Source organism: Gordonia sp. VNK1, from assembly GCF_040049135.1.
Taxonomy (GTDB): domain Bacteria; phylum Actinomycetota; class Actinomycetes; order Mycobacteriales; family Mycobacteriaceae; genus Gordonia; species Gordonia oleivorans.
This window is the reverse complement of sequence record NZ_JBDZDJ010000008.1, coordinates 1-17335: the sequence shown is the minus strand read 5'-3', so window position 1 is coordinate 17335 and position 17335 is coordinate 1. Positions and strand designations below refer to the sequence as shown.

At 67.1% G+C, this 17335-nt stretch carries 18 protein-coding genes; 9 read left to right on the top strand and 9 right to left on the bottom strand.

The features are described 5' to 3' along the window. Positions 1 to 38 precede the first annotated feature (38 nt). On the bottom strand, positions 39 to 1055 hold the full coding sequence (locus ABLE94_RS11925) for an alpha/beta hydrolase (protein WP_348808826.1): 1017 nt from the start codon (positions 1053 to 1055) through the stop codon (positions 39 to 41). 93 nt (positions 1056 to 1148) lie between these two features. Between ABLE94_RS11925 and ABLE94_RS11920 the strand changes: the two genes are divergently transcribed. The 4 genes from ABLE94_RS11920 (at position 1149) to ABLE94_RS11905 (ending at position 4325) form a co-directional block, all read left to right on the top strand. Beyond that, positions 1149 to 2081 carry an oxidoreductase gene (locus tag ABLE94_RS11920; RefSeq protein WP_348806403.1) on the top strand — a complete coding sequence of 311 codons (933 nt, stop codon included), beginning with the start codon at positions 1149 to 1151 and terminating at the stop codon, positions 2079 to 2081. Positions 2082 to 2156: 75 nt separating this feature from the next. Then, positions 2157 to 3047 (top strand): DUF1295 domain-containing protein, encoded by an 891-nt coding sequence (locus ABLE94_RS11915; protein WP_348808825.1) that lies wholly within the window; start codon positions 2157 to 2159, stop codon positions 3045 to 3047. Continuing rightward, positions 3044 to 4189, top strand: coding sequence for an FAD-dependent oxidoreductase (locus ABLE94_RS11910; protein WP_348808824.1), 1146 nt, complete (start codon positions 3044 to 3046; stop codon positions 4187 to 4189). Before ABLE94_RS11915 ends, ABLE94_RS11910 begins: the two co-directional genes overlap by 4 nt. A gap of 7 nt (positions 4190 to 4196) precedes the next feature. Continuing rightward, positions 4197 to 4325 (top strand): hypothetical protein, encoded by a 129-nt coding sequence (locus ABLE94_RS11905; RefSeq protein ID WP_348808823.1) that lies wholly within the window; start codon positions 4197 to 4199, stop codon positions 4323 to 4325. 85 nt (positions 4326 to 4410) lie between these two features. Here the strand turns inward: ABLE94_RS11905 and ABLE94_RS11900 are convergent, their stop codons facing one another. Further along, positions 4411 to 5496 (bottom strand): NAD(P)H-dependent amine dehydrogenase family protein, encoded by a 1086-nt coding sequence (locus ABLE94_RS11900; protein ID WP_348808822.1) that lies wholly within the window; start codon positions 5494 to 5496, stop codon positions 4411 to 4413. A 32-nt stretch (positions 5497 to 5528) separates the two neighbouring features. Beyond that, a complete protein-coding gene (locus tag ABLE94_RS11895; RefSeq protein ID WP_348808821.1) occupies positions 5529 to 6602 on the bottom strand; it encodes a Rieske 2Fe-2S domain-containing protein in 1074 nt (357 codons plus the stop codon). Positions 6603 to 6728: 126 nt separating this feature from the next. Here ABLE94_RS11895 and ABLE94_RS11890 point away from each other — a divergent pair, with 126 nt between their 5' ends. Continuing rightward, positions 6729 to 7382 carry a TetR/AcrR family transcriptional regulator gene (locus ABLE94_RS11890; RefSeq protein ID WP_348808820.1) on the top strand — a complete coding sequence of 218 codons (654 nt, stop codon included), beginning with the start codon at positions 6729 to 6731 and terminating at the stop codon, positions 7380 to 7382. A gap of 21 nt (positions 7383 to 7403) precedes the next feature. On the opposite strand, the gene trxA is transcribed toward ABLE94_RS11890, so the two are convergent. The 4 genes from trxA to ABLE94_RS11870 form a co-directional block, all read right to left on the bottom strand. Next, positions 7404 to 7763, bottom strand: a complete 360-nt coding sequence (gene trxA / locus ABLE94_RS11885; RefSeq protein ID WP_348808819.1) for a thioredoxin — start codon at positions 7761 to 7763, stop codon at positions 7404 to 7406. 65 nt (positions 7764 to 7828) lie between these two features. Further along, positions 7829 to 9433, bottom strand: a complete 1605-nt coding sequence (locus ABLE94_RS11880) for a glycerol-3-phosphate dehydrogenase/oxidase (protein WP_348808818.1) — start codon at positions 9431 to 9433, stop codon at positions 7829 to 7831. A gap of 2 nt (positions 9434 to 9435) precedes the next feature. Next, positions 9436 to 10266: a phosphotransferase gene (locus ABLE94_RS11875; protein ID WP_348808817.1), complete on the bottom strand. Its 831-nt coding sequence runs from the start codon at positions 10264 to 10266 to the stop codon at positions 9436 to 9438. After that, positions 10263 to 10928 carry a class II aldolase/adducin family protein gene (locus ABLE94_RS11870; protein ID WP_425476187.1) on the bottom strand — a complete coding sequence of 222 codons (666 nt, stop codon included), beginning with the start codon at positions 10926 to 10928 and terminating at the stop codon, positions 10263 to 10265. The genes ABLE94_RS11875 and ABLE94_RS11870 overlap by 4 nt, the downstream gene beginning before the upstream one ends. A 274-nt stretch (positions 10929 to 11202) precedes the next feature. On the opposite strand from ABLE94_RS11870, the gene ABLE94_RS11865 reads away from it, so the two are divergent. Further along, positions 11203 to 11628 carry a hypothetical protein gene (locus ABLE94_RS11865; RefSeq protein ID WP_348808816.1) on the top strand — a complete coding sequence of 142 codons (426 nt, stop codon included), beginning with the start codon at positions 11203 to 11205 and terminating at the stop codon, positions 11626 to 11628. A 13-nt stretch (positions 11629 to 11641) separates the two neighbouring features. On the opposite strand, the gene ABLE94_RS11860 is transcribed toward ABLE94_RS11865, so the two are convergent. Both ABLE94_RS11860 and ABLE94_RS11855 read right to left on the bottom strand, forming a co-directional pair. Next, positions 11642 to 12268, bottom strand: a complete 627-nt coding sequence (locus ABLE94_RS11860) for a TetR/AcrR family transcriptional regulator (RefSeq protein WP_348806416.1) — start codon at positions 12266 to 12268, stop codon at positions 11642 to 11644. 76 nt (positions 12269 to 12344) lie between these two features. Next, complete coding sequence (locus ABLE94_RS11855; protein ID WP_348806417.1) at positions 12345 to 13616, bottom strand: MFS transporter; 1272 nt, start codon at positions 13614 to 13616, stop codon at positions 12345 to 12347. Positions 13617 to 13892: 276 nt separating this feature from the next. Between ABLE94_RS11855 and ABLE94_RS11850 the strand changes: the two genes are divergently transcribed. The 3 genes from ABLE94_RS11850 (at position 13893) to ABLE94_RS11840 (ending at position 16811) form a co-directional block, all read left to right on the top strand. Next, positions 13893 to 14618: an SDR family NAD(P)-dependent oxidoreductase gene (locus ABLE94_RS11850; protein ID WP_348808815.1), complete on the top strand. Its 726-nt coding sequence runs from the start codon at positions 13893 to 13895 to the stop codon at positions 14616 to 14618. A 130-nt stretch (positions 14619 to 14748) separates the two neighbouring features. Further along, positions 14749 to 15525: a hypothetical protein gene (locus ABLE94_RS11845; protein WP_348808814.1), complete on the top strand. Its 777-nt coding sequence runs from the start codon at positions 14749 to 14751 to the stop codon at positions 15523 to 15525. Next, positions 15522 to 16811 carry an aminotransferase class III-fold pyridoxal phosphate-dependent enzyme gene (locus ABLE94_RS11840; protein ID WP_348808813.1) on the top strand — a complete coding sequence of 430 codons (1290 nt, stop codon included), beginning with the start codon at positions 15522 to 15524 and terminating at the stop codon, positions 16809 to 16811. The genes ABLE94_RS11845 and ABLE94_RS11840 overlap by 4 nt, the downstream gene beginning before the upstream one ends. The last annotated feature ends 524 nt before the right edge of the window (positions 16812 to 17335 follow it).

The following is a 17335-nucleotide window of genomic DNA, read 5'->3' as shown; positions in this document are numbered from 1 at the left end:
TCGGCCGGCGGGGTGTGTCCTCGCCGGCCGATGTGTTGTCAGCGTCCTCCGGTGGGTGGTGCCGTTCCGGCCGGCCGGCCCTGGTGGGTGGTCCCCACTTCGGTTGTCGCGTCGACGATTTCGTCGAGAAGTTGCGGGAAGGTGGCCGATGTGGTGCGCACGATCGATGAATGTGTCTGTCCGGCAAGCACAACCACCTCCGCATGGCCACCGTCCGCGTGCACCGCGGACGCATAGGCGTAGGTCAGCAGCGCCGGAACGGTGGTGTCGCGCGAACCGACGACGGCGATGATCGGAACCGACGGATCGATGTTCTGGATCGGATCGACCGCGGCGAAATGCCCGGGCACCTGGGCGGCGGTACCGCCGAGAACGGTGATCGGGTTGCGGTCACCCAGCCGCACCGCGCGACGGAGGTCCAAGGGTCCGGAGATGGAGACGGCCAGGGCCGGACGGTATCTCGGTGGCCCGGACGGATCGCCGGGGAGCGGGCGGCGCCGGGTTGCCGACCACACGGCGAGTTGTGCGCCGGCCGAGTGCCCGATCACCACCGAGCGTCGCGGATCGATACGTGGAAACCGCTGCGCCAGAGCGGGAATCGTGTCCATGGCGGCAGCGATGTCGCTGAAGGTGGTGGGCCAGCCGCCGCCACGGCCGACCCGGCGGTACTCGATGTTCAGCACCGCCAGATCGCGGTCGGCGAGTGCGACCGCGAACGCGGTGAAACTGGCCGCACCGACACGGCTCTTCCACGCGCCACCGTGGATGAGGATGACCAGCGGGAGGCGTCCGGGGCGCGTCGCGGTGGGCAGGTAGAGGTCCATGTAGTTCTGCTGCGGGTCGGCGACGCCGTCGCTCACCGGATAGTCGATGCGATCGACCGACATGTACGGCGTCGATGCCATCACCGGTGGTGCCGGGAGTCCGGCCATGCTGGTCTGTCCCGACGAGGCGGACACTCCCATGGTGAGCGCCACGACGCCGAGCACACCCGCCGTCAGCACCCGAGCCCGCGCGGTCCGACGACGCCGAACGGACGCACGCACCGGAGCCACCCGTCCATTGTGCGGGCTATTGGCGGAGCACGCTTCGTGACCGGGCGCCGGCATGTGAGGATGTGATCCGAGCCGAACACAGGAGGTCCGACGATGGCGCGCAACGGATGGGGGCTTGCCGACGCACCCTCGCAACGCGGGCGTGTGGTGGTGGTGACCGGCGCCAACTCCGGCATCGGACTGGAAACCGCTCGGCAGTTCGCGCTGCTCGGTGCGCACGTCGTCTTGGCCTGCCGTAATCCGCGGTCCGCCGCCGCGGCGCGTGACGACATCGCGGCGACCGTGCCCGGAGCTCACCTCGACACCGTCGGACTGGACCTGAGTGACCTGTCGTCGGTGCGTGAGTGCGCCGACACCCTCATCGCCGACCACCCGGTGATCGACGTCCTGGTCAACAACGCGGGCCTGATGCGGCAACGTCGGGAACTCACCGTCGACGGCTTCGAGATGGACTTCGGAACGAACTTTCTCGGTCACTTCGCGCTCACCGGCCACCTCCTCGGTGCGTTGCGCAGCGCGCCCGCGGCGCGCATCGTCACCGTCGGCTCCAAGGTGTACAAGGCTGGCCTCATCGACTTCGACGACCTCACCATGGAGCACGGGTTCTCGGCGGCACGGGCATACGCCCGCGCCAAGTTCGCGCAACTGGTGTTCGCGGTGGAGTTGCAGCGGCGACTGTCGCGCAGTGCGGGGTCGCCGATCTCGGTGGCCGCCCATCCCGGCGCCACCCAGTCGGGTGTGATGCGGGATCAGGTCGCAGTTCTGCAGTGGCTGTTCACGACCCCGTCGTTGCGGTGGGTCCGCCGCACCTTCATCATGGAAACCCCTGGTGGTGCCCTGATCTCTCTGCGCGCGGCCACCGATCCCGCGGTTCTGGGCGGTCAGTACTACGGCCCACGCGGACCGTTCGAGTTCAGTGGTCCGCCCGTCCAGGTGACGCTGACCGACAAGGCCACCGATCCCGTTCTCGGACAGCAGCTCTGGGAGACCGCGGGGAAACTGACCGGGGTGGATTTCGGGTTGTAGGCGGTCGGGCCGACCCACAATCGGGTTGGACGATCGCGGCCCACGCCCCCGGCAGTGCCCCTACCATCACAGACAATGACTCGCACAGGTGCTTTCGTCCGGATCGGGATCGCGTACGTCCTGGCGATCGGGGTCGGCCTGATCTGGCTGATCTGGGGACCCGGCACCGCGATGCTGTGGCTGGATTCGCTGATCGCCGATGTGCTCGCCACCCTGGTGATCTTCGGTTTCAGTCGCCTCCATCACAATTCGAGCTTCTACGATGCGTACTGGAGTGTCATCCCACCATTGCTGGTCATCTGGTGGTGGGTCCGGGGTGACGCCGGAATCGGGGCGTGGCATTGCTGGGCGATCGTCGGTGTCGTCACGATCTGGGCGGTTCGGCTGACGGTCAACTGGATTCGGACGTTTCCGGGTCTTCATCACGAGGACTGGCGGTACCCGATGTTGCGTGAGCGCGCCGGTCGTGGCGAGTTCGTCGTCGATCTCACGGCCATCCATCTGTTCCCGACCCTGCAGGTGTTCGTCGCACTGATGCCGGTGTATGTCGCCGTCCGGGTGCCCGATGCACGGCTGCCGTGGCTGGTCGTCGTCGCCACGGCGGTCGGACTCGGCGCGGTTGCCCTGGAAACGCTGGCCGATCGGCAGCTGCGTGTGTTCACCGCGGACGCGGAGCCCGGCACGGTGATGGATCGAGGTGTGTGGTCGTGGTCGCGGCACCCGAATTACTTCGGCGAGTTCGGCTTCTGGTTCTCGCTGGCGCTGTTCGGAATCGCCGCGGTACCCGGCGACGCGTGGTGGATGTTCATCGGGGCGGTGGTGATGCTGGCCATGTTCCTCGGGGCGAGCATCCCGATGATGGAGCAGCGCAGCCTCGAACGACGCCCGGCCTACGCCGAGGTGATGACGCGGGTGCCGATGTTCGTTCCGCGCCCGCCGCGATCGGCACGTTCCGCCGGCCGATGACGCGACCTCGGGTGATCATCGCCGGAATGGGAGACACCGGCATGCTCACCGCCATTGCACTGTCGCGGCACGTCGACGTCGTCGGGATCTCGCTGACCGACGCGCTGGTCAGTGGTCAGGAACTCGGTCTGCGACTGGCCCGGCCGGATGTCTGGGCCGGCGAGTACGCGCTGCCGTATCGGAACTACCGAAAGCTCGACGAGGTGCGAATCATCCAGGGCCGCATACTCGGTGCCGACCTGGACCGACGGACGGTCACCGTTGATACCGTCACCGGCGGCACACTGACCGAGCCGTTCGACGCCCTGGTGATCGCCACTGGCGTACGCAACGGATTCTGGCGCACCACCGACCTTCGGTCCACTGCTGCGGTGCGCGATGACCTGGCCGCGCACCATCATCGGATCGCACAGGCGTCGTCGGTGATCGTCGTCGGCGGGGGAGCCTCGGCGGTGAGCGCCGCGATCAACATCGCGACGCGCTTCCCGACCATCCGCGTCGACCTGTACTTTCCCGCGGAAACGCCGCTGCGACAGCATCATCGACGCGTCTGGACCACGCTACGACGACGCCTCGAGGCCGCCGGGGTGGGACTGCACCCCGGTCACCGGGCCGAACTCACCGGCGTCGACACCGACGACATCGGCAGCGGACCGGTCCGCTGGAGCACCGGACAACCCGATGCCGTGGCCGACGCCGTCATCTGGGCGGTCGGCGCATCCACGCCGAACACCGGGTGGGTGCCGGCGGAGATCCTCGACGACCGCGGATTCGTCACCGTCACACCACGATTACAGATCCCGGATCATCCGGAGGTGTTCGCCGTCGGCGACGTGGCGGCCACCGATCCGCTACGGTCGTCGGCACGCAACCGTGCCGACCGCCTCGTCGCCCACAATGTGCGTGCTCATCTTGCCGGACGGCGACTGCGTGCCTACCGGCCGCCGCGTCGTCGCTGGGGATCGGTGATCGGACCGCAGGCCGATGGGCTGCAGGTGTTCGCCCCTAACGGCCGTGTGTTCCGATTCCCGGCATGGTCGGTGCGGACCGTCCTGTGGCCGGTCATCGTGCGCCGGGGCATCTATCGGGGTGTGCGAGATCGGCCGAGCGTGTGGGCGAAGAGCCCACCCGACGAGGACTGACACCTGTATGCTCGGGGTTCGGTACCGCCGAGAGAGGGAGGATCTCACCATGGTCGACAACGTTCTGTGGGATGCCATTACGTCCAACGACTCCGTGCTCGACGCCCTGCTGTTCATCTTCAGTGGCGTGAAGTAGTACTCCGATACCGACGACGCCCCGATCTGGCGAGATCGGGGCGTCGTCGTGTCCGGAGCACGGACATCTTCTCCAACCGGAGGTGTCAGAGAGCGAAACGTCCGGCGAACGCACGCAACGGCAGGTCCGTGCTGGTGATGATGCCGGGCCGGGCGGCGACCACCGACCGGAGGGAGTTCAGCGCCGGCATGCCCGTCACGGTCATGCCGATCGACGCGAAGTTCTCGGGTTTGGACAGATCGACGCCCGGCCGCGGGAAGATCATGTGTTTGCTGTAGATGCTGGGATCGCCGGTGACCTGGGTGATGTAGCAGGACTTGATGTCCCACGCCGGATCGGTGTGCGGGGTCATCTGCCATTCGAGGTGTGACTCGATCCGTGCAACGCCGTCGACCATCCCCCGGTAGGAGATGTAGTTGGCGCCCAGCGATCCCTTGGGCAGTTGGTACCAGCCCAGATCGATGTCCTTGGTACACGCCCCGAGTTCGTAGTTGAACGTCACCTCGTCGAGTTCGAGATCGAATGCGTCCGCCATCAGATACACCGAGTCGGCGAACACTGCCGTGTACTTGTGCAGCGACTCCGGAATTGACGGATCATCCACGGGGCGTCCGTATCCGACCTCCTTCCACGTCTCCACCGAGTGATGGCAGGACACGTCCACCGACTCGATGACGGTCACGTTCTGGATCTCGGCGACGTCGGCGGTGTGCACGATGCCGAGGATCTGATTCAGTCCCGGGTTCATACCGGTGCCGTAGAACGTGGAACCGCCTCGCTCGCAGGCCGATTGGATGACCTCGCTGACCTTCCGGCCGGACGGGTGTGACCAGTTGGTGTCGCGGTGATAGCCGGTGATCCAGTCCGCGGTCGTCACGACGTTGATGCCGGCCTCCAGCACGCGTTCGTAGAGTGCCTCGTCGGGGAACACGCCGTGGAAGGTCACCACGTCGGGTTCGGCGGCGATGATCTCCTCGACGGTCCCGGTCGCGGTCACACCGATCGGGTCCAGACCGACGATCTCACCGGCGTCCCGGCCGATCTTGTCGGCGGTGTAACAGTGCAATCCGACGAGTTCGAGGTCGGGGTGTCGTTGAATCCGTTCGATCATCTCGGTGCCGAGATTGCCTGTGGCAACCTGGAATACCCGAATCTTGGTGGCGCTGCTCATGGAGTGTGACCTCTCTTGTGGGGTGACGGGCGTCAGGCCGATGCGGACACGGCCGAGGGATGCAGCGGAACGATCGCCCCGCTGTGTGGGGCAGCGGGATCGAGACCGATCGGCGCACCGTCGTCGGGATAGAACTGGCGCGCCCACTCGCGCAGTGCGGTGAATCCGCGGAACTCCCTGCGGGACAAGGCCGGTGGATCGGAGTACCGCTGGTGTGACCAGATCTCGACGTCCGCGGCGAACTGTTCGATCACCAGGTCCGCCATCGACCGGCCGTAATCGGTCATGTCGCCGGCGTCCTCTTCGCCGGGTTTGCGTCCGATCCACACGGTGAATCGGATGTCGCAGGTCGAATCGTCGACGGGGGTGACCGCGGGCATGGTGCGGTTGGAGATCATGCCCCACGACTTGGTGACCGAGCAGCCGAGTCCGGCGTTGATGGAATACACTCCGCTACCGGCGGTTTCGAGGGTCTTGCCCGCCTCGAAGGCGATGGTGAAGTCGACGTAGGACACCGGTCCGTCGAAGTCGTGCCGGGTGAACTCCGGCATGAACGGGGTGCCGTGCACGAAGGTGAAGTGCGCGAAGTCGACGCCGTTCTCGAGGACGTACTGCGGGTGTAGTTCCATGCCCCGCCAGCAGCGGATGGCGGCGGGCACCGGCCGGTAGTAGAGGCGGGCCTCGTCGGCGTCGTCGCCGAATCCGGCGAATACGTCAGGGACGTCGAAATACGGTGCGCGCCCGTGCTTGTCGTGCCAGATCCACACCGACTCGTTGCGTTCGACCACCGGATGACTCCGGATGCGTCGGCCCTTGTTGGGTCGCTTCTCGTACGGGATGCAGACGTTGCGGCCCTCGCTGTTCCACTGCCACCCGTGGAAGGGGCACTGCAGATTCTCGCCGTGCACGCTACCGCCGTAGCCGAGGTGGGCGCCGAGGTGTTCGCAGTAGGCGTCGAAGACCGACAACCGTCCGGATGCCGATCGCCAGGCCACCATGTCGCGGCCGAAGTAGGTCATCCGGTGGACCTCGCCGACCGCGATCTCGTTCGACCACGCCACCTGGAACCATCCGGTGGGTTCCATGGACAGGGGTGTCTTGGTCACTGGTGGCGTCCCTTCGATGACCGCGGCGAGGGCTGATGTCGCACGCTCTGGTCAGAAAGGTAGAACCCTCTGCGAAAAAATACAAGAGGGTTCTATGAAAAGGGTGGGGCTGGGTACGATGCCGGTATGACAGACGTCGAGGTGAGCGCCCGGCGCCCCAACAGGCGGGGGCAGGCGACGCGGGACGCGATGCTCGACGCCGCGGTCACCTCGCTGGCCTCGGGTGATCCGGGGTCGGTGTCGGGGAATCGGATCGCCAAGGACATCGGGGCCACGTGGGGGGCGATCAAGTACCAGTTCGGCGACATCGACGGCCTGTGGGCGGCGGTGCTGCGTCGCACCGCGGAGCGCCGAGGCGACCTCCCGGTGCGCGATTTCCCGTCGGGCACCCCGATCGGCGAGCGGGTCCGGGCCGTCGTCGACCTCATGTACGAGGGGTTGACCGCGCCGGATTCCCGGGCGATCGAGACGTTGCGCGCGGCGCTGCCCCGGGATGCGGCCGAACTCGAACGGCTCTACCCGCAGACCGCGGCGGAGTTCGCGTCGTGGTCGCCGTCCTGGAATGAGGCCTGCCAGCGACTCTTCGGAGGACTCGGCGTCGACCCTGCCCGCGTACACGAGGTCGCCGAGTTCCTGCCGGGCGCGATGCGCGGGCTGGTCTCGGAGAAACAACTCGGCAGCTACAGCGACCTCGACGTCGCCCGACGGGGACTGGCCAGCGCGATCGTGGCCTACCTGGACCGATCCGCCCCGGACGCGCCGGGCGCGGACCGGCCCTGAGCATCGGAGGTCATCGGCCGGTCACTCGGCGGCGGCGACCTGCGCGCGCACCTCGTCCATGTCGAGGCCTTCGACGGCGCTGATCAGCTGTTCGAGCTGCGGTGCCATCAGCGCGCCGGCCTGGTTGAAGACCATGATGCCGTCGCGGAAGGCCATCAGCGTCGGGATGGACCGGATGCCGAATCCGCCGGCCAGCTCCTGCTGCGCCTCGGTGTCGACTTTGCCGAACACGATGCCCGGGTGTGCCTCGGCCGCCTTCTCGAAGACGGGCGCGAACATCCGGCACGGACCGCACCAGCCGGCCCAGAAGTCGAGGAGGACGATGCCCTCGGCGTCAACGGTCTCGGAGAAGTTCTCCATGGTGATCTCACGTGTACTCATGGCACGTTCAATGACGCGTGGTGCTGACATATTCCCTGATCCAATACCCTGTGGGGTATATGACATCAGTCGTCGGGAAGGCCGAGTGTGTTCCGCGCGGCCGCGACCTCGGCGACGACGCGGGCGTCGTCCCAGCCGAGCTCCGCGCCGGCCAGGCGGCCCATCTCCGCGAGGTCGTCATCGGTGGGCGGTGCCACCGTGCCGATACCGGTGCGGCGGATCAGCAGGTCGGTCAGCGATCGTGGCGATTCGTGCCGGGCGGAATGCACGAGGGCGGCCAGCGGAATGCCGTCATGGGTCACCGTGCGGGCCAACTCGGGCCGCTCGTCGGCGAGTCCGATCACCGCGGGCGCGTCGCTGCCGTAGATCTCCTCCACGATCGAGACGGATGTCGCGTCCAGGGCGGTGCTCGACCGTCCCGAACGCCGGGTGCCCTCGCATCCGACGAGGAGGCGGGTGGCGGTGGTGCTCGGCGAGACCGACAATCCCGCGCTGCGGGCCAGGGAATCGACCGCCTTCTGCGCGAAGGCGCGGGAGTTGGTGTACTTGCCGCCGGTGGCGGAGACGATCCCGGCCATCCCCTGCGTGCGGTGATCGACGAGTTCGGATGCGCGACTGGCGTTGTAGGTGTCCTCGCCGGCTTGCTCGGTCAGCGGGCGCAGCCCACCGTAGGCGGTGATCACGTCGTCGATGTCGAGGTGTACCGGCACCATCGACGCCTCGTTGATGGCCGAGATGAACTTCTCCACGGCCGCGCGGGTGAGCCGCCACTCGTCGACGGGGCCGTGGTACGGCGTCTCGGTGGGACCGACCAACGACAGTCCGCGCCACGGCGCGAAGCTGAAATGTCCGTGGCCGGACACGGTCAGCACCATCGTCGGCGACAACTCGCGGGTGACCAGATAGATCCCCTCGGATCGCACCGTGGGTTCCGGTCCGGCGAGTTGTTTTGTGATCGGGCTCGCGGCCAGCACGTCACGAGCCCACGGGCCCGTCGCATTGACCGTGACGCGCGCCCGGATCTCACCCACGCGACCCGAAAGATGATCGCGCACATGGGCTCCGACGACGCGCCCGGCGCCACCGATGATCGTCTCCACGCCGACACCGTTGGCCACGAGTGCGCCGTGGGCGGCGGCGCTGCGCAGGAACGCCAGGGTGAGTCGCTCCGGGAACGCCATCATCGCGTCGTGGAAGAGGGCGCCGGAGTCCAGATTCGGCAATCCCCGGGTCACCAGGGCGTCGTGGCTCAGAATGCGGTGTCGGGGAATGTGTTTGGCCGGATCGGCGATGCGGTTGCGGTCCGCGGACAACAGGTCGTAGGCGGTCAGCCCGACGCGTTCGATGATCCCCGGATTCGGGAGCACCATCCCGATCGGGCCGACCAGGTTGGGGGCGATCGACATCAGCGTGCGCCGCTCGGCCAGCGACTCCCGTACCAGGCGCACGTCGAACTGCTTGAGATAGCGCAGCCCACCGTGGATCAGTTTCCCGGTGGCCGCCGACGTCGCGCCGCCGAAGTCGTCGCGTTCGACCACCGCCACCTCCAGGCCGCGGCTCGCGGCCTCGTACGCCACGGCTGCTCCGGTGATCCCCCCGCCGATCACCAGCATGTCGACTGTGGTTGTGGCGCCACCGAACTCGGTGCGGTGCAGGGTCGTGGTCGCCACCGTCAGCACTCCTCGATGTCGGCGCGGATTCGTCGCAGGAGATCGTCGCGTTCGCTCTCGACGTCGAGCCAGCCGAGCCGCAGGACGCGCACCGCGATCATCCACGGGTCGATGTCGGCGGAACCGATCCCGGACAGTTTCTGGTACTCGGCGAGATAGAAGTGCAGCATCACCCGGCGAACGCTTTGGTAGACAACGCGTTGCAGGGCGGAGATGCCCGGGAACAGTTCGGCCTCGGTGAACAGCAGTCGGGTCGCCGCGACATCGGCGGCGGGTACGCCCGCGGCGGTGGACTGCCAGTCGATGGTGGCCAGACCGCCGTCGTGCTCGAAGACGTTGAGCGGGTGAAAATCCAGGTGCAGCACCGAATCCCCACCGGGTAGTGCCCTGATCCGGCGGCGCACCGCGGCCCGTTCCTGCTCGGTCAGCGCCGAGAGCGGTTCGGAATCCAGCAGATCGACGGCCACCTCCCGGATGTCGGTGAAGGCGGTACTGCGGTGGGAATGAATCCGCGCGTGCTCGCGGGCCAGCGACCGCGCGACGGCCGGGATGCGATACGGGCGCCGCTCGGCGACGGTGGTGAGCGGATCGCCGGCGACCCGGTCGAAGATGATGCCGACCCGCCCGTCGTCGAGGAGGAGTTTGCCGTGGCAGGCGATCGGCGTGATCCCGAGGGTGTGCACCTCGATCGAGTCGTGCACCTCCTTGTCGATGGCCGCGACCGCGGTGTCGTTTCGGGAATCGCGGAAGACCTTGAGTACCTTGGCTTCTCCCCAGGGATAGATGTCGCTGGTACGACCGGTGGCCATCGGACGGCCCAGTTGATGACTCATGGTGTGTCCTTCTGCCCGTAGCGGATGCGCAGGGCGTGCTCGATCACCGCGAGTTGCTGCTCGTCGTCCAGCGTGCGGGGGGTTCCGAGTGCGTGTGCGTGCCAATACAACTCGCAGAGCCATTCCAGCAGCGCGGCGTTGTCGACGGCCTTGTCGAGATCGCTGCCCAGAGCGACGGCGCCGTGATTGGCCATCAGTGCGCCCAGCCGGCCGTCGAGTGCGGAGTGCACCGCCGTGGCGAGTGCCTCGGTGCCGAAGGTCTCGAACGGGGCCACGCGCAGGGAGCCGCCGAGTCCGAGCTGCTGATAGTGGATGACCGGCAACTCGTCGCACACCACCGCGACCGCGGTCGCGAACCGCGAATGGGTGTGCACGACCGCGTTGATCCCGGTGAACTGCGGCTGCCGGTAGACGCCGAGATGCAGCTCGATCTCCGAGGAGGGTCGGTGATTGCCGGCCACGATGTCGCCGGTGAGGTTCACCACGGTGATGTCGTCGACGCCTGCCTCACCGAGGACGGTGCCGGATGCGGTGATGGCGACCAGATCGCCGTCACGGGCGCTGACGTTGCCGGCCGAGCCGATGAAAAGGCCGAGGTCACCGAGGTGCCGCGACGCTGCGGCCACGCGCGCGCACAGGGTGCGGGTGGTTTCGGATATCACTCGTCCACCCTCGGGGGTTGCGAAATCAAAGTCAAGTCTGATTTCACGCGGCGCGCACCTCGCTGGATAGGATCACCAAGATGTCTCAACCGTCCGATCACTCCGTCGGCACCGACCTCGATTCGGTGCCGCTGCGTCGAGTCCCCACCCAGACGCGGTCGCGGGAAAAGGTCAGCCGCGCCCTGGTCGCCGCCGACGTGATCGCACGCCGCGACGGCGTGGAAGCGCTCACCCTGACCCGTGTCGCCGAGGAGGCCGGACTGTCGGTCGGGCGTTGCACCAATACCTCCCGGATCGCGAGGCCATCGCCGCTGCGCTCGTCGCCCGCTACCACGAACGCATCGAGGCGCAGATGGACGCGATCATCGATCGCGTCGAGGTGGGCGCAGTCGACGATCCGGTGCGCGAGGTGATCGGCCGGATCGCGCAGATCTACACCGAGGAACGCAGTGTTCGCCTGGTCCGCGCGATGGGTGCGGTGGCCGCCGACGGCGGGCGCGCCCACAAGGCGCGGATGGTGGACAAGCTGCGCGAACTGATGGTCCGCTGCGGCATGCCCGGGACCGACATGGCCGTCGTGCGGATCGTCTTCGCCTCCGCCGATGCGGTGATGCACGAGGCGTTCGCCGGCGACGAACCCGACGCCACGCTGCTCGCCGAACTCGAGACGATGCTGCGCGCCTACCTCGATCAGCGGTGACGGGCCCCCGACCTCAGCGTTGATGACCGGACTCCCCGACGATCTCCAGCGCCGACAGTCCGACCATCAGCGCGCGTAGTCCCAACAGGAGACCCTCGAGATCCTCCCCGCCGGGATCGGCGATCCGATGGAGGGAGAATCCGTCGATCATCGCGAGCATGGCGTGGGCGGCGAGGGGATTGTGTACCCCACCGGCCCTGAGCGCCCGGCCGGCGACGTCGCGTGTCGCGTTGATGATGGCGACGACGCGTTCGCGCAATTCGGGTTTGCGGGAGGCGTAGAGGTAGATCTCGAACTGGGCGATGGTGTGCGGATCGTCCTCGTTGCGGATGAAGTCGACGAAACTGTCGATCAGCCGCCGCGTCGACGAGCCCTCGCCGACCGCTCCCTCGAGCGCGCCGAGCCGGGCGACCTCGCGATCCATCGCCTCCGACACCGCCTCACCCATCAACTCGTCGATGGATTCGAAGAAGTAGCTCGTCGACGAGGCGGGCAGGCCCGCGGCGGCGGCCACCGCGCGGTGTGTCACCGCCGCGAGTCCCTGCTCGGCCATGATCTCGATGGTCGCGTCGAGGAGTTTCTGGCGGCGCTGGCGGCTGCGTTCGCGGACGCCCCGTTCGCTGGTCGGGTTGGCGCTCATCGGTGCGGAATCGTCGTTGTGAGCACTCGGTGGGATCTCTCCGTGGGTGTGGGGTGGGTGAGGTGGGCTCTGAAGATCATTTCACCGGCACTCCGGCCGCCGGCCGCCACCGGGTGGACTCGAGCCGGCGGACCGCCGGGATGACCGCGACGAGTCCGGCGGCGGGGATCAGGAAGGCCAGCCCGATTCCCGATCCGGACGCGACGGCACCGATCGTCACCGCCCCGAGGATCACGCCCACATAGTTGAACAGGTTGACCCGCGCGATCACCTCGTCGCGGCGGGCCGGCAGGATGCGCCCGGCCACCGCGAAGGTGACCGGGATCAGGATGCCGCCGGCGACACCCGCGATGGCCAGGCCGACGATGGCGCCGGCGAACGCGGGGACGGCGGCGATCACCGCGCATCCCGCGATGCCGATGGCCAGCGATACCCACGCCAGCCGGGTCACGCCGAAGCGAATCTCGAGACGGTCGGTGACGAGCCGGGAACCCAGCGTGGTGACCTGATACATCGCGTAGCCCAGCGGCGCGAGGTTGGCCAGGTTGTCGAATGCGTTGGTGAGATAGACGGTGCTCCATGTCGCCACGGCGGAGTCGAGCATGAAGATCGCCATCAGGGTCACTCCCACCAGCCAGATGGATCGGCGCGGCATCGGGATTCGCCGCGGCTCATCGCCGGTGGTGTTCTCGGTGTTTTCGGCGGGCGAGGCCGCGCCGTGATGGTCGGGGTGGAGTTCGGGTGCGGCCTGTTCGCGGGACGGGTCGAGCCCCATCACCCCGAACGCCGCCACCGCGATCTGCGCGACGGCGGCGGTCAACAGCGCCCCGACCGCACCCGCGGCCGTCGACAGGAATCCACTCATCGCGACGGCGCCCAGCGCCGCGGCAGCGGTGTACGCGGCGAAGAGCCGGCCCAGGTACGGACTGCCGGTTCGGGCCTCGAGCATGGTGCCCTGGATGTTCTGGGCGGCGTCCATCGTCCCGAGCCCGATGCCGTAGATGACGACCGACGCCATGAAGATCGCGAACGCCGGCGCGAACGCCATGGAAGCGATGGCCGCCGCCTGAACCGTCAGGGCAGCGCACACCGCCACGCGGCTGCCCCACCGCACCGAGATCAGGTCCGCGGCGATCGACCCGACTCCCGCCATCACGCAGGTTCCCAGCAGGACCAGGGCGACACCTTGGTCATTGATGTCCCACGTGTCCTGGAACGACGGCAACGCGGTCATGACCGCGGCGTAGCCGAGGCCCTGTGCGGCGTATCCGCACGCGGCGGCGGCCTTGCGAACCCGCAGTGCGGGTTGCTGTCCGATGGCGTCGGACCCGGTGGGAGTGATCTGCATTCGAGGATCCTTCGTGGTCGTCGACTGATTGTCGCGCGTGTGTGCCGGCCTGTGCACCCGTGTCGGAATGTGTGTGTTGCTGTGCGGTTCTGCCGGGGTGTGAACTCGGCTACAAACTCTGGACTGATGTCCTGTTATCTCCATTAGGGGGCCTGGGAACAAACACGGCAAGTACATCTGAACAGTGTTTACACGTCGGAAACCCGGCGACGCCGACGGCGACCTACGCTCATTCCTGAGCAAATGTCCAGACTTGATGGCACACTGTCTCCGACGATGCGGACCACCTCCGTGGCCGACGACGATGAAGGGATCTCCATGTCCACTCCACCGACCGTCCTGGTCACCGGAGCGAGCTCCGGAATCGGCAAGGGCTTCGCCACCCGATACGCCCGGCAGGGCCACGACGTCGTGCTGGTGGCGCGGCGAGCCGACCGACTCGACGCGCTGGCCGCCGAACTGGAGAACGCGCATTCGGTCACCGCCACCGTGGTATCGGCAGATCTGCCCGACCCCACGGCGGCGGAGACGATCGGCGAGCACCTCGACCGCGAGGGCATCGAGGTCGGAATCCTGGTGAACTGCGCAGGTTTCGGTACTGCAGGCCCGTTCATCGAGGAAGATCCGGCCCGGCTGGCCGATGAGATCGCCGTCGACGTCGTCGCACCGACACTGCTGACCCGCCGATTCCTGCCGTCGCTTGTCGCCGCGGGTACGCGAGGTGCGTTGATCATGGTGTCGAGCACCGCATCTCATCAGCCGGTGCCGAACATCGCGGTGTATGCCGCATGCAAGGCCTATGTCACCTCGCTGACCGCAGCGATCTGGAAAGAGCTGTCCGGCACCGGAGTACGCGTACTGGCTCTGTGCCCCGGGCCAACCGACACCGAATTCTTCGAGGCCGCCGGATCCGATCGGTTCAAGTCGGACGGGTCGGCACGATCGACGAGGTCCTCGACGCCGCGTTCGCGGCCCTCGACCGTGGCGGTGATCCCGTCGTGACCGTCGGACGGGGTAATCGCCTGCAGGCCTTCGCGGCCAAACTCGCCCCCCGTCGACTGACCTTGGCGGTCGGGGCCACCTCAACCACCCGCGCGGAATGACGCCGCCGGCAGAGAAAGGCAGACATCTCATGTTGCTCGACTTCGACGATCGAGTACGCGCGTCGATCAACCTCGAGGCGGTGTTCGGCGCGCTGCCGACACTCGCCGACCTGGTGGTCGAGGCGCGGACGATTCTGGCGCAACTGGACTCCGACGTCACGTTGACGTTGCGGGCACCGGGAGGGCTAGGAGCACGGTATACGTTCGGCCCCAAGGGTATTCGTTACGGTGGTGGTGCATCCGGTCCCAGCCTGTTCTTCACCTCCGCCGGGCACCTGAACGCGGTGGTCGACGGGGCGTCGCAGCCCATCCCGGTGACCGGGCCTCGCGGATTCCGCTTCCTCACCAAGGTGTTCACACCCCTCACCGAGCTGTTGTCGGAGTACCTGCAGCCCGACGAGAGCCGGTTGAGCGATCCGCACTTCCGGGAGACCAGCACCCTGCTGATGCTGGAGGTGGTGGCCGGCGCGTTGTCGGTCGTCGCGAATCACGATGAGAGCGGCCGATTCTCGGCCGCACACATGCCCGACGGCAGAATCGACATGCAGATCGGCGAGGATCGGACCTACCGATTCGCCGTCGCTGACTCGGTGATGCGGCGCGCCACGGTCACCTCGTCGGCGCCGACCGCGGTGCTGCGCTTCGCCGACCTCGACGTCGCCGGCGACGTCCTGAGCGGACGCGAGAACTCGCTGTCGTGTGTCAGCGACGGCCGGATCTCGATGTCCGGCCTCATTCCCCTCATCGACAACCTCAACCGCATCCTCGACCGCGTCGGGGCCTACCTCGGAGACCACGACCAATGACCGAGTCGACCATCACCGGCGGCGGAGACCTCGCCGACCTCGAATCCTCGTCGGATACCTACAGTTACCGTAAGAGCAACGACGCCTTCGATCGTGCCGTCAAGGTGATTCCCGGCGGCATCTACGGTCACCTGTCGCCGACGGAGGGTATGCACATCCCGCGGTCGGCGTTCCCGAAGTTCTCCGAACGCGCCGAGGGCACCCGATTCTGGGATCTCGACGGCAACGAGTTCATCGACTACATGTGCGGGTACGGCCCCAACGTATTGGGCTACGGTGACCCGGATGTGGCTGCGGCCGCCAATGCGCAAGCAGCCAAAGAGGATACGGTTTCGGTACCGTCGGTCAAGCTGGTGGAGTTCGCCGAGCTGATGGTCGACACCGTCGCCAGCGCCGACTGGGCCTTCTTCGCGAAGAACGGTGGCGACGTCACCACGCTCGCCATCATGACGGCGCGAGCCGCGACCGCGCGGCGACGCATCGTGTTCTTCTCCGGCTACTACCACGGCGTGCATCCGTGGACGCAGAAACTCGACTACCCCGGCGTGCTGGCGCAGGACGTCGGCGGCAACACCGAGGTGGCGTGGAACGACATCGACGCTCTGCGGACGGTGTTCACCGAAAACCGTGGCGAGATCGCGGCATTGATCGCGCAGCCGTACAAGCACGGCAACTTCGCCGACAACGAACTGCCCAAGCCCGGCTACTGGGCCGAGGTCCGCAAGCTCTGCGACGAGCACGGTGTGGTCCTCATCGTCGACGACGTCCGTGCCGGCTTCCGCCTCGATCTGGCCGGTAGTGACCACTTCTACGGATTCGAAGCCGACCTCATCTGCTTCTGCAAGGCAATCGCCAACGGATACAACGTCTCTGCACTGTGCGGCAAGGACAGTCTGCGCTCGGCAGTCAGCTCGATCACCTACACCGGCAGCTACTGGATGAGTGCCATCCCGTTCGCAGCCGGAATGGCCACCATCGAGAAACTGAAGGCCCTCGACGCGCCGAAACTCTTCCGCGAATTGGGCACCACCCTGACCGACGGTCTGGTCGACGTCGCCGCATCGCACGGTCTGACACTCGTCGCCTCGGGGGAACCGGCACTGTTCTACCTGCGTATCGCCGACGACCCGTCACTCATGTTGCACCAGAGATGGATTGCCGAATGCGTCAAGCGGGGCGTCTTCCTGACCTCGCATCACAATCACTTCATCAACGCGTCTCTGACGCACGACGACATCGCGCGAACCCTGGAGGTCGCCGACGCGGCGTTCAGGGCAATCGTGTGACTTGATGGCGCCGGTCGCGGTCGGGGCGGCCAGCGTCATCCCACCTGTCCCAATCCGCCGGTCGAGCCACCTATTCCGCCGGTCGAGCCGGACTCATCCGCTGGTGAGGTCGCGTATTCCGCCGGTCGAGCCGGCCTGATCTGCCGGTGGGATCGCCTGTTTCGCCGGTCGAGCCGGCCTCTTCTGCCGGTGGGATCGCCTATTCCGCCGGTCGAGCCGGGCGGAGCGATAGCGGAGCCCGTGTCGAGACCTGGTGGGTTGGGGCTGGGAGTTGTTGGGCGGGTTGCATTGTCGGCTTACGAGGTCTCGATACGCGACGAGCTCGCTTCGCTCGCGCGGCGCACTCGACCAGCGGGGGTTCGGTTGGGCCATTCGTTTCGCCGGTCGAGACATCCCAGGGCGTTAAGTTGTCAAGCTGCGGCTTCGGGCGTTTGGTCTTTCCATGCGATTTCGGGGTCGTAGGGGACTCCGCGGACCAGGCAGCCGTGCAGGATGCCGACGAGTCGGTTGGCGACTTGCCGTAG

Excerpts from the sequence above, each read along its gene's own strand:
- ABLE94_RS11875 (WP_348808817.1), bottom strand. The coding sequence starts at position 10,266 with ATGAGTCATCAACTGGGCCGTCCGATGGCCACCGGTCGTACCAGCGAC.
- ABLE94_RS11845 (WP_348808814.1), top strand. The coding sequence starts at position 14,749 with ATGTTGCTCGACTTCGACGATCGAGTACGCGCGTCGATCAACCTCGAG.
- ABLE94_RS11910 (WP_348808824.1), top strand. The coding sequence starts at position 3,044 with ATGACGCGACCTCGGGTGATCATCGCCGGAATGGGAGACACCGGCATG.
- ABLE94_RS11905 (WP_348808823.1), top strand. The coding sequence starts at position 4,197 with ATGCTCGGGGTTCGGTACCGCCGAGAGAGGGAGGATCTCACCATGGTC.
- ABLE94_RS11920 (WP_348806403.1), top strand. The coding sequence starts at position 1,149 with ATGGCGCGCAACGGATGGGGGCTTGCCGACGCACCCTCGCAACGCGGG.
- ABLE94_RS11850 (WP_348808815.1), top strand. The coding sequence starts at position 13,893 with ATGCGGACCACCTCCGTGGCCGACGACGATGAAGGGATCTCCATGTCC.
- ABLE94_RS11900 (WP_348808822.1), bottom strand. The coding sequence starts at position 5,496 with ATGAGCAGCGCCACCAAGATTCGGGTATTCCAGGTTGCCACAGGCAAT.
- ABLE94_RS11860 (WP_348806416.1), bottom strand. The coding sequence starts at position 12,268 with ATGAGCGCCAACCCGACCAGCGAACGGGGCGTCCGCGAACGCAGCCGC.
- ABLE94_RS11855 (WP_348806417.1), bottom strand. The coding sequence starts at position 13,616 with ATGCAGATCACTCCCACCGGGTCCGACGCCATCGGACAGCAACCCGCA.
- trxA (WP_348808819.1), bottom strand. The coding sequence starts at position 7,763 with ATGAGTACACGTGAGATCACCATGGAGAACTTCTCCGAGACCGTTGAC.
- ABLE94_RS11890 (WP_348808820.1), top strand. The coding sequence starts at position 6,729 with ATGACAGACGTCGAGGTGAGCGCCCGGCGCCCCAACAGGCGGGGGCAG.
- ABLE94_RS11840 (WP_348808813.1), top strand. The coding sequence starts at position 15,522 with ATGACCGAGTCGACCATCACCGGCGGCGGAGACCTCGCCGACCTCGAA.
- ABLE94_RS11915 (WP_348808825.1), top strand. The coding sequence starts at position 2,157 with ATGACTCGCACAGGTGCTTTCGTCCGGATCGGGATCGCGTACGTCCTG.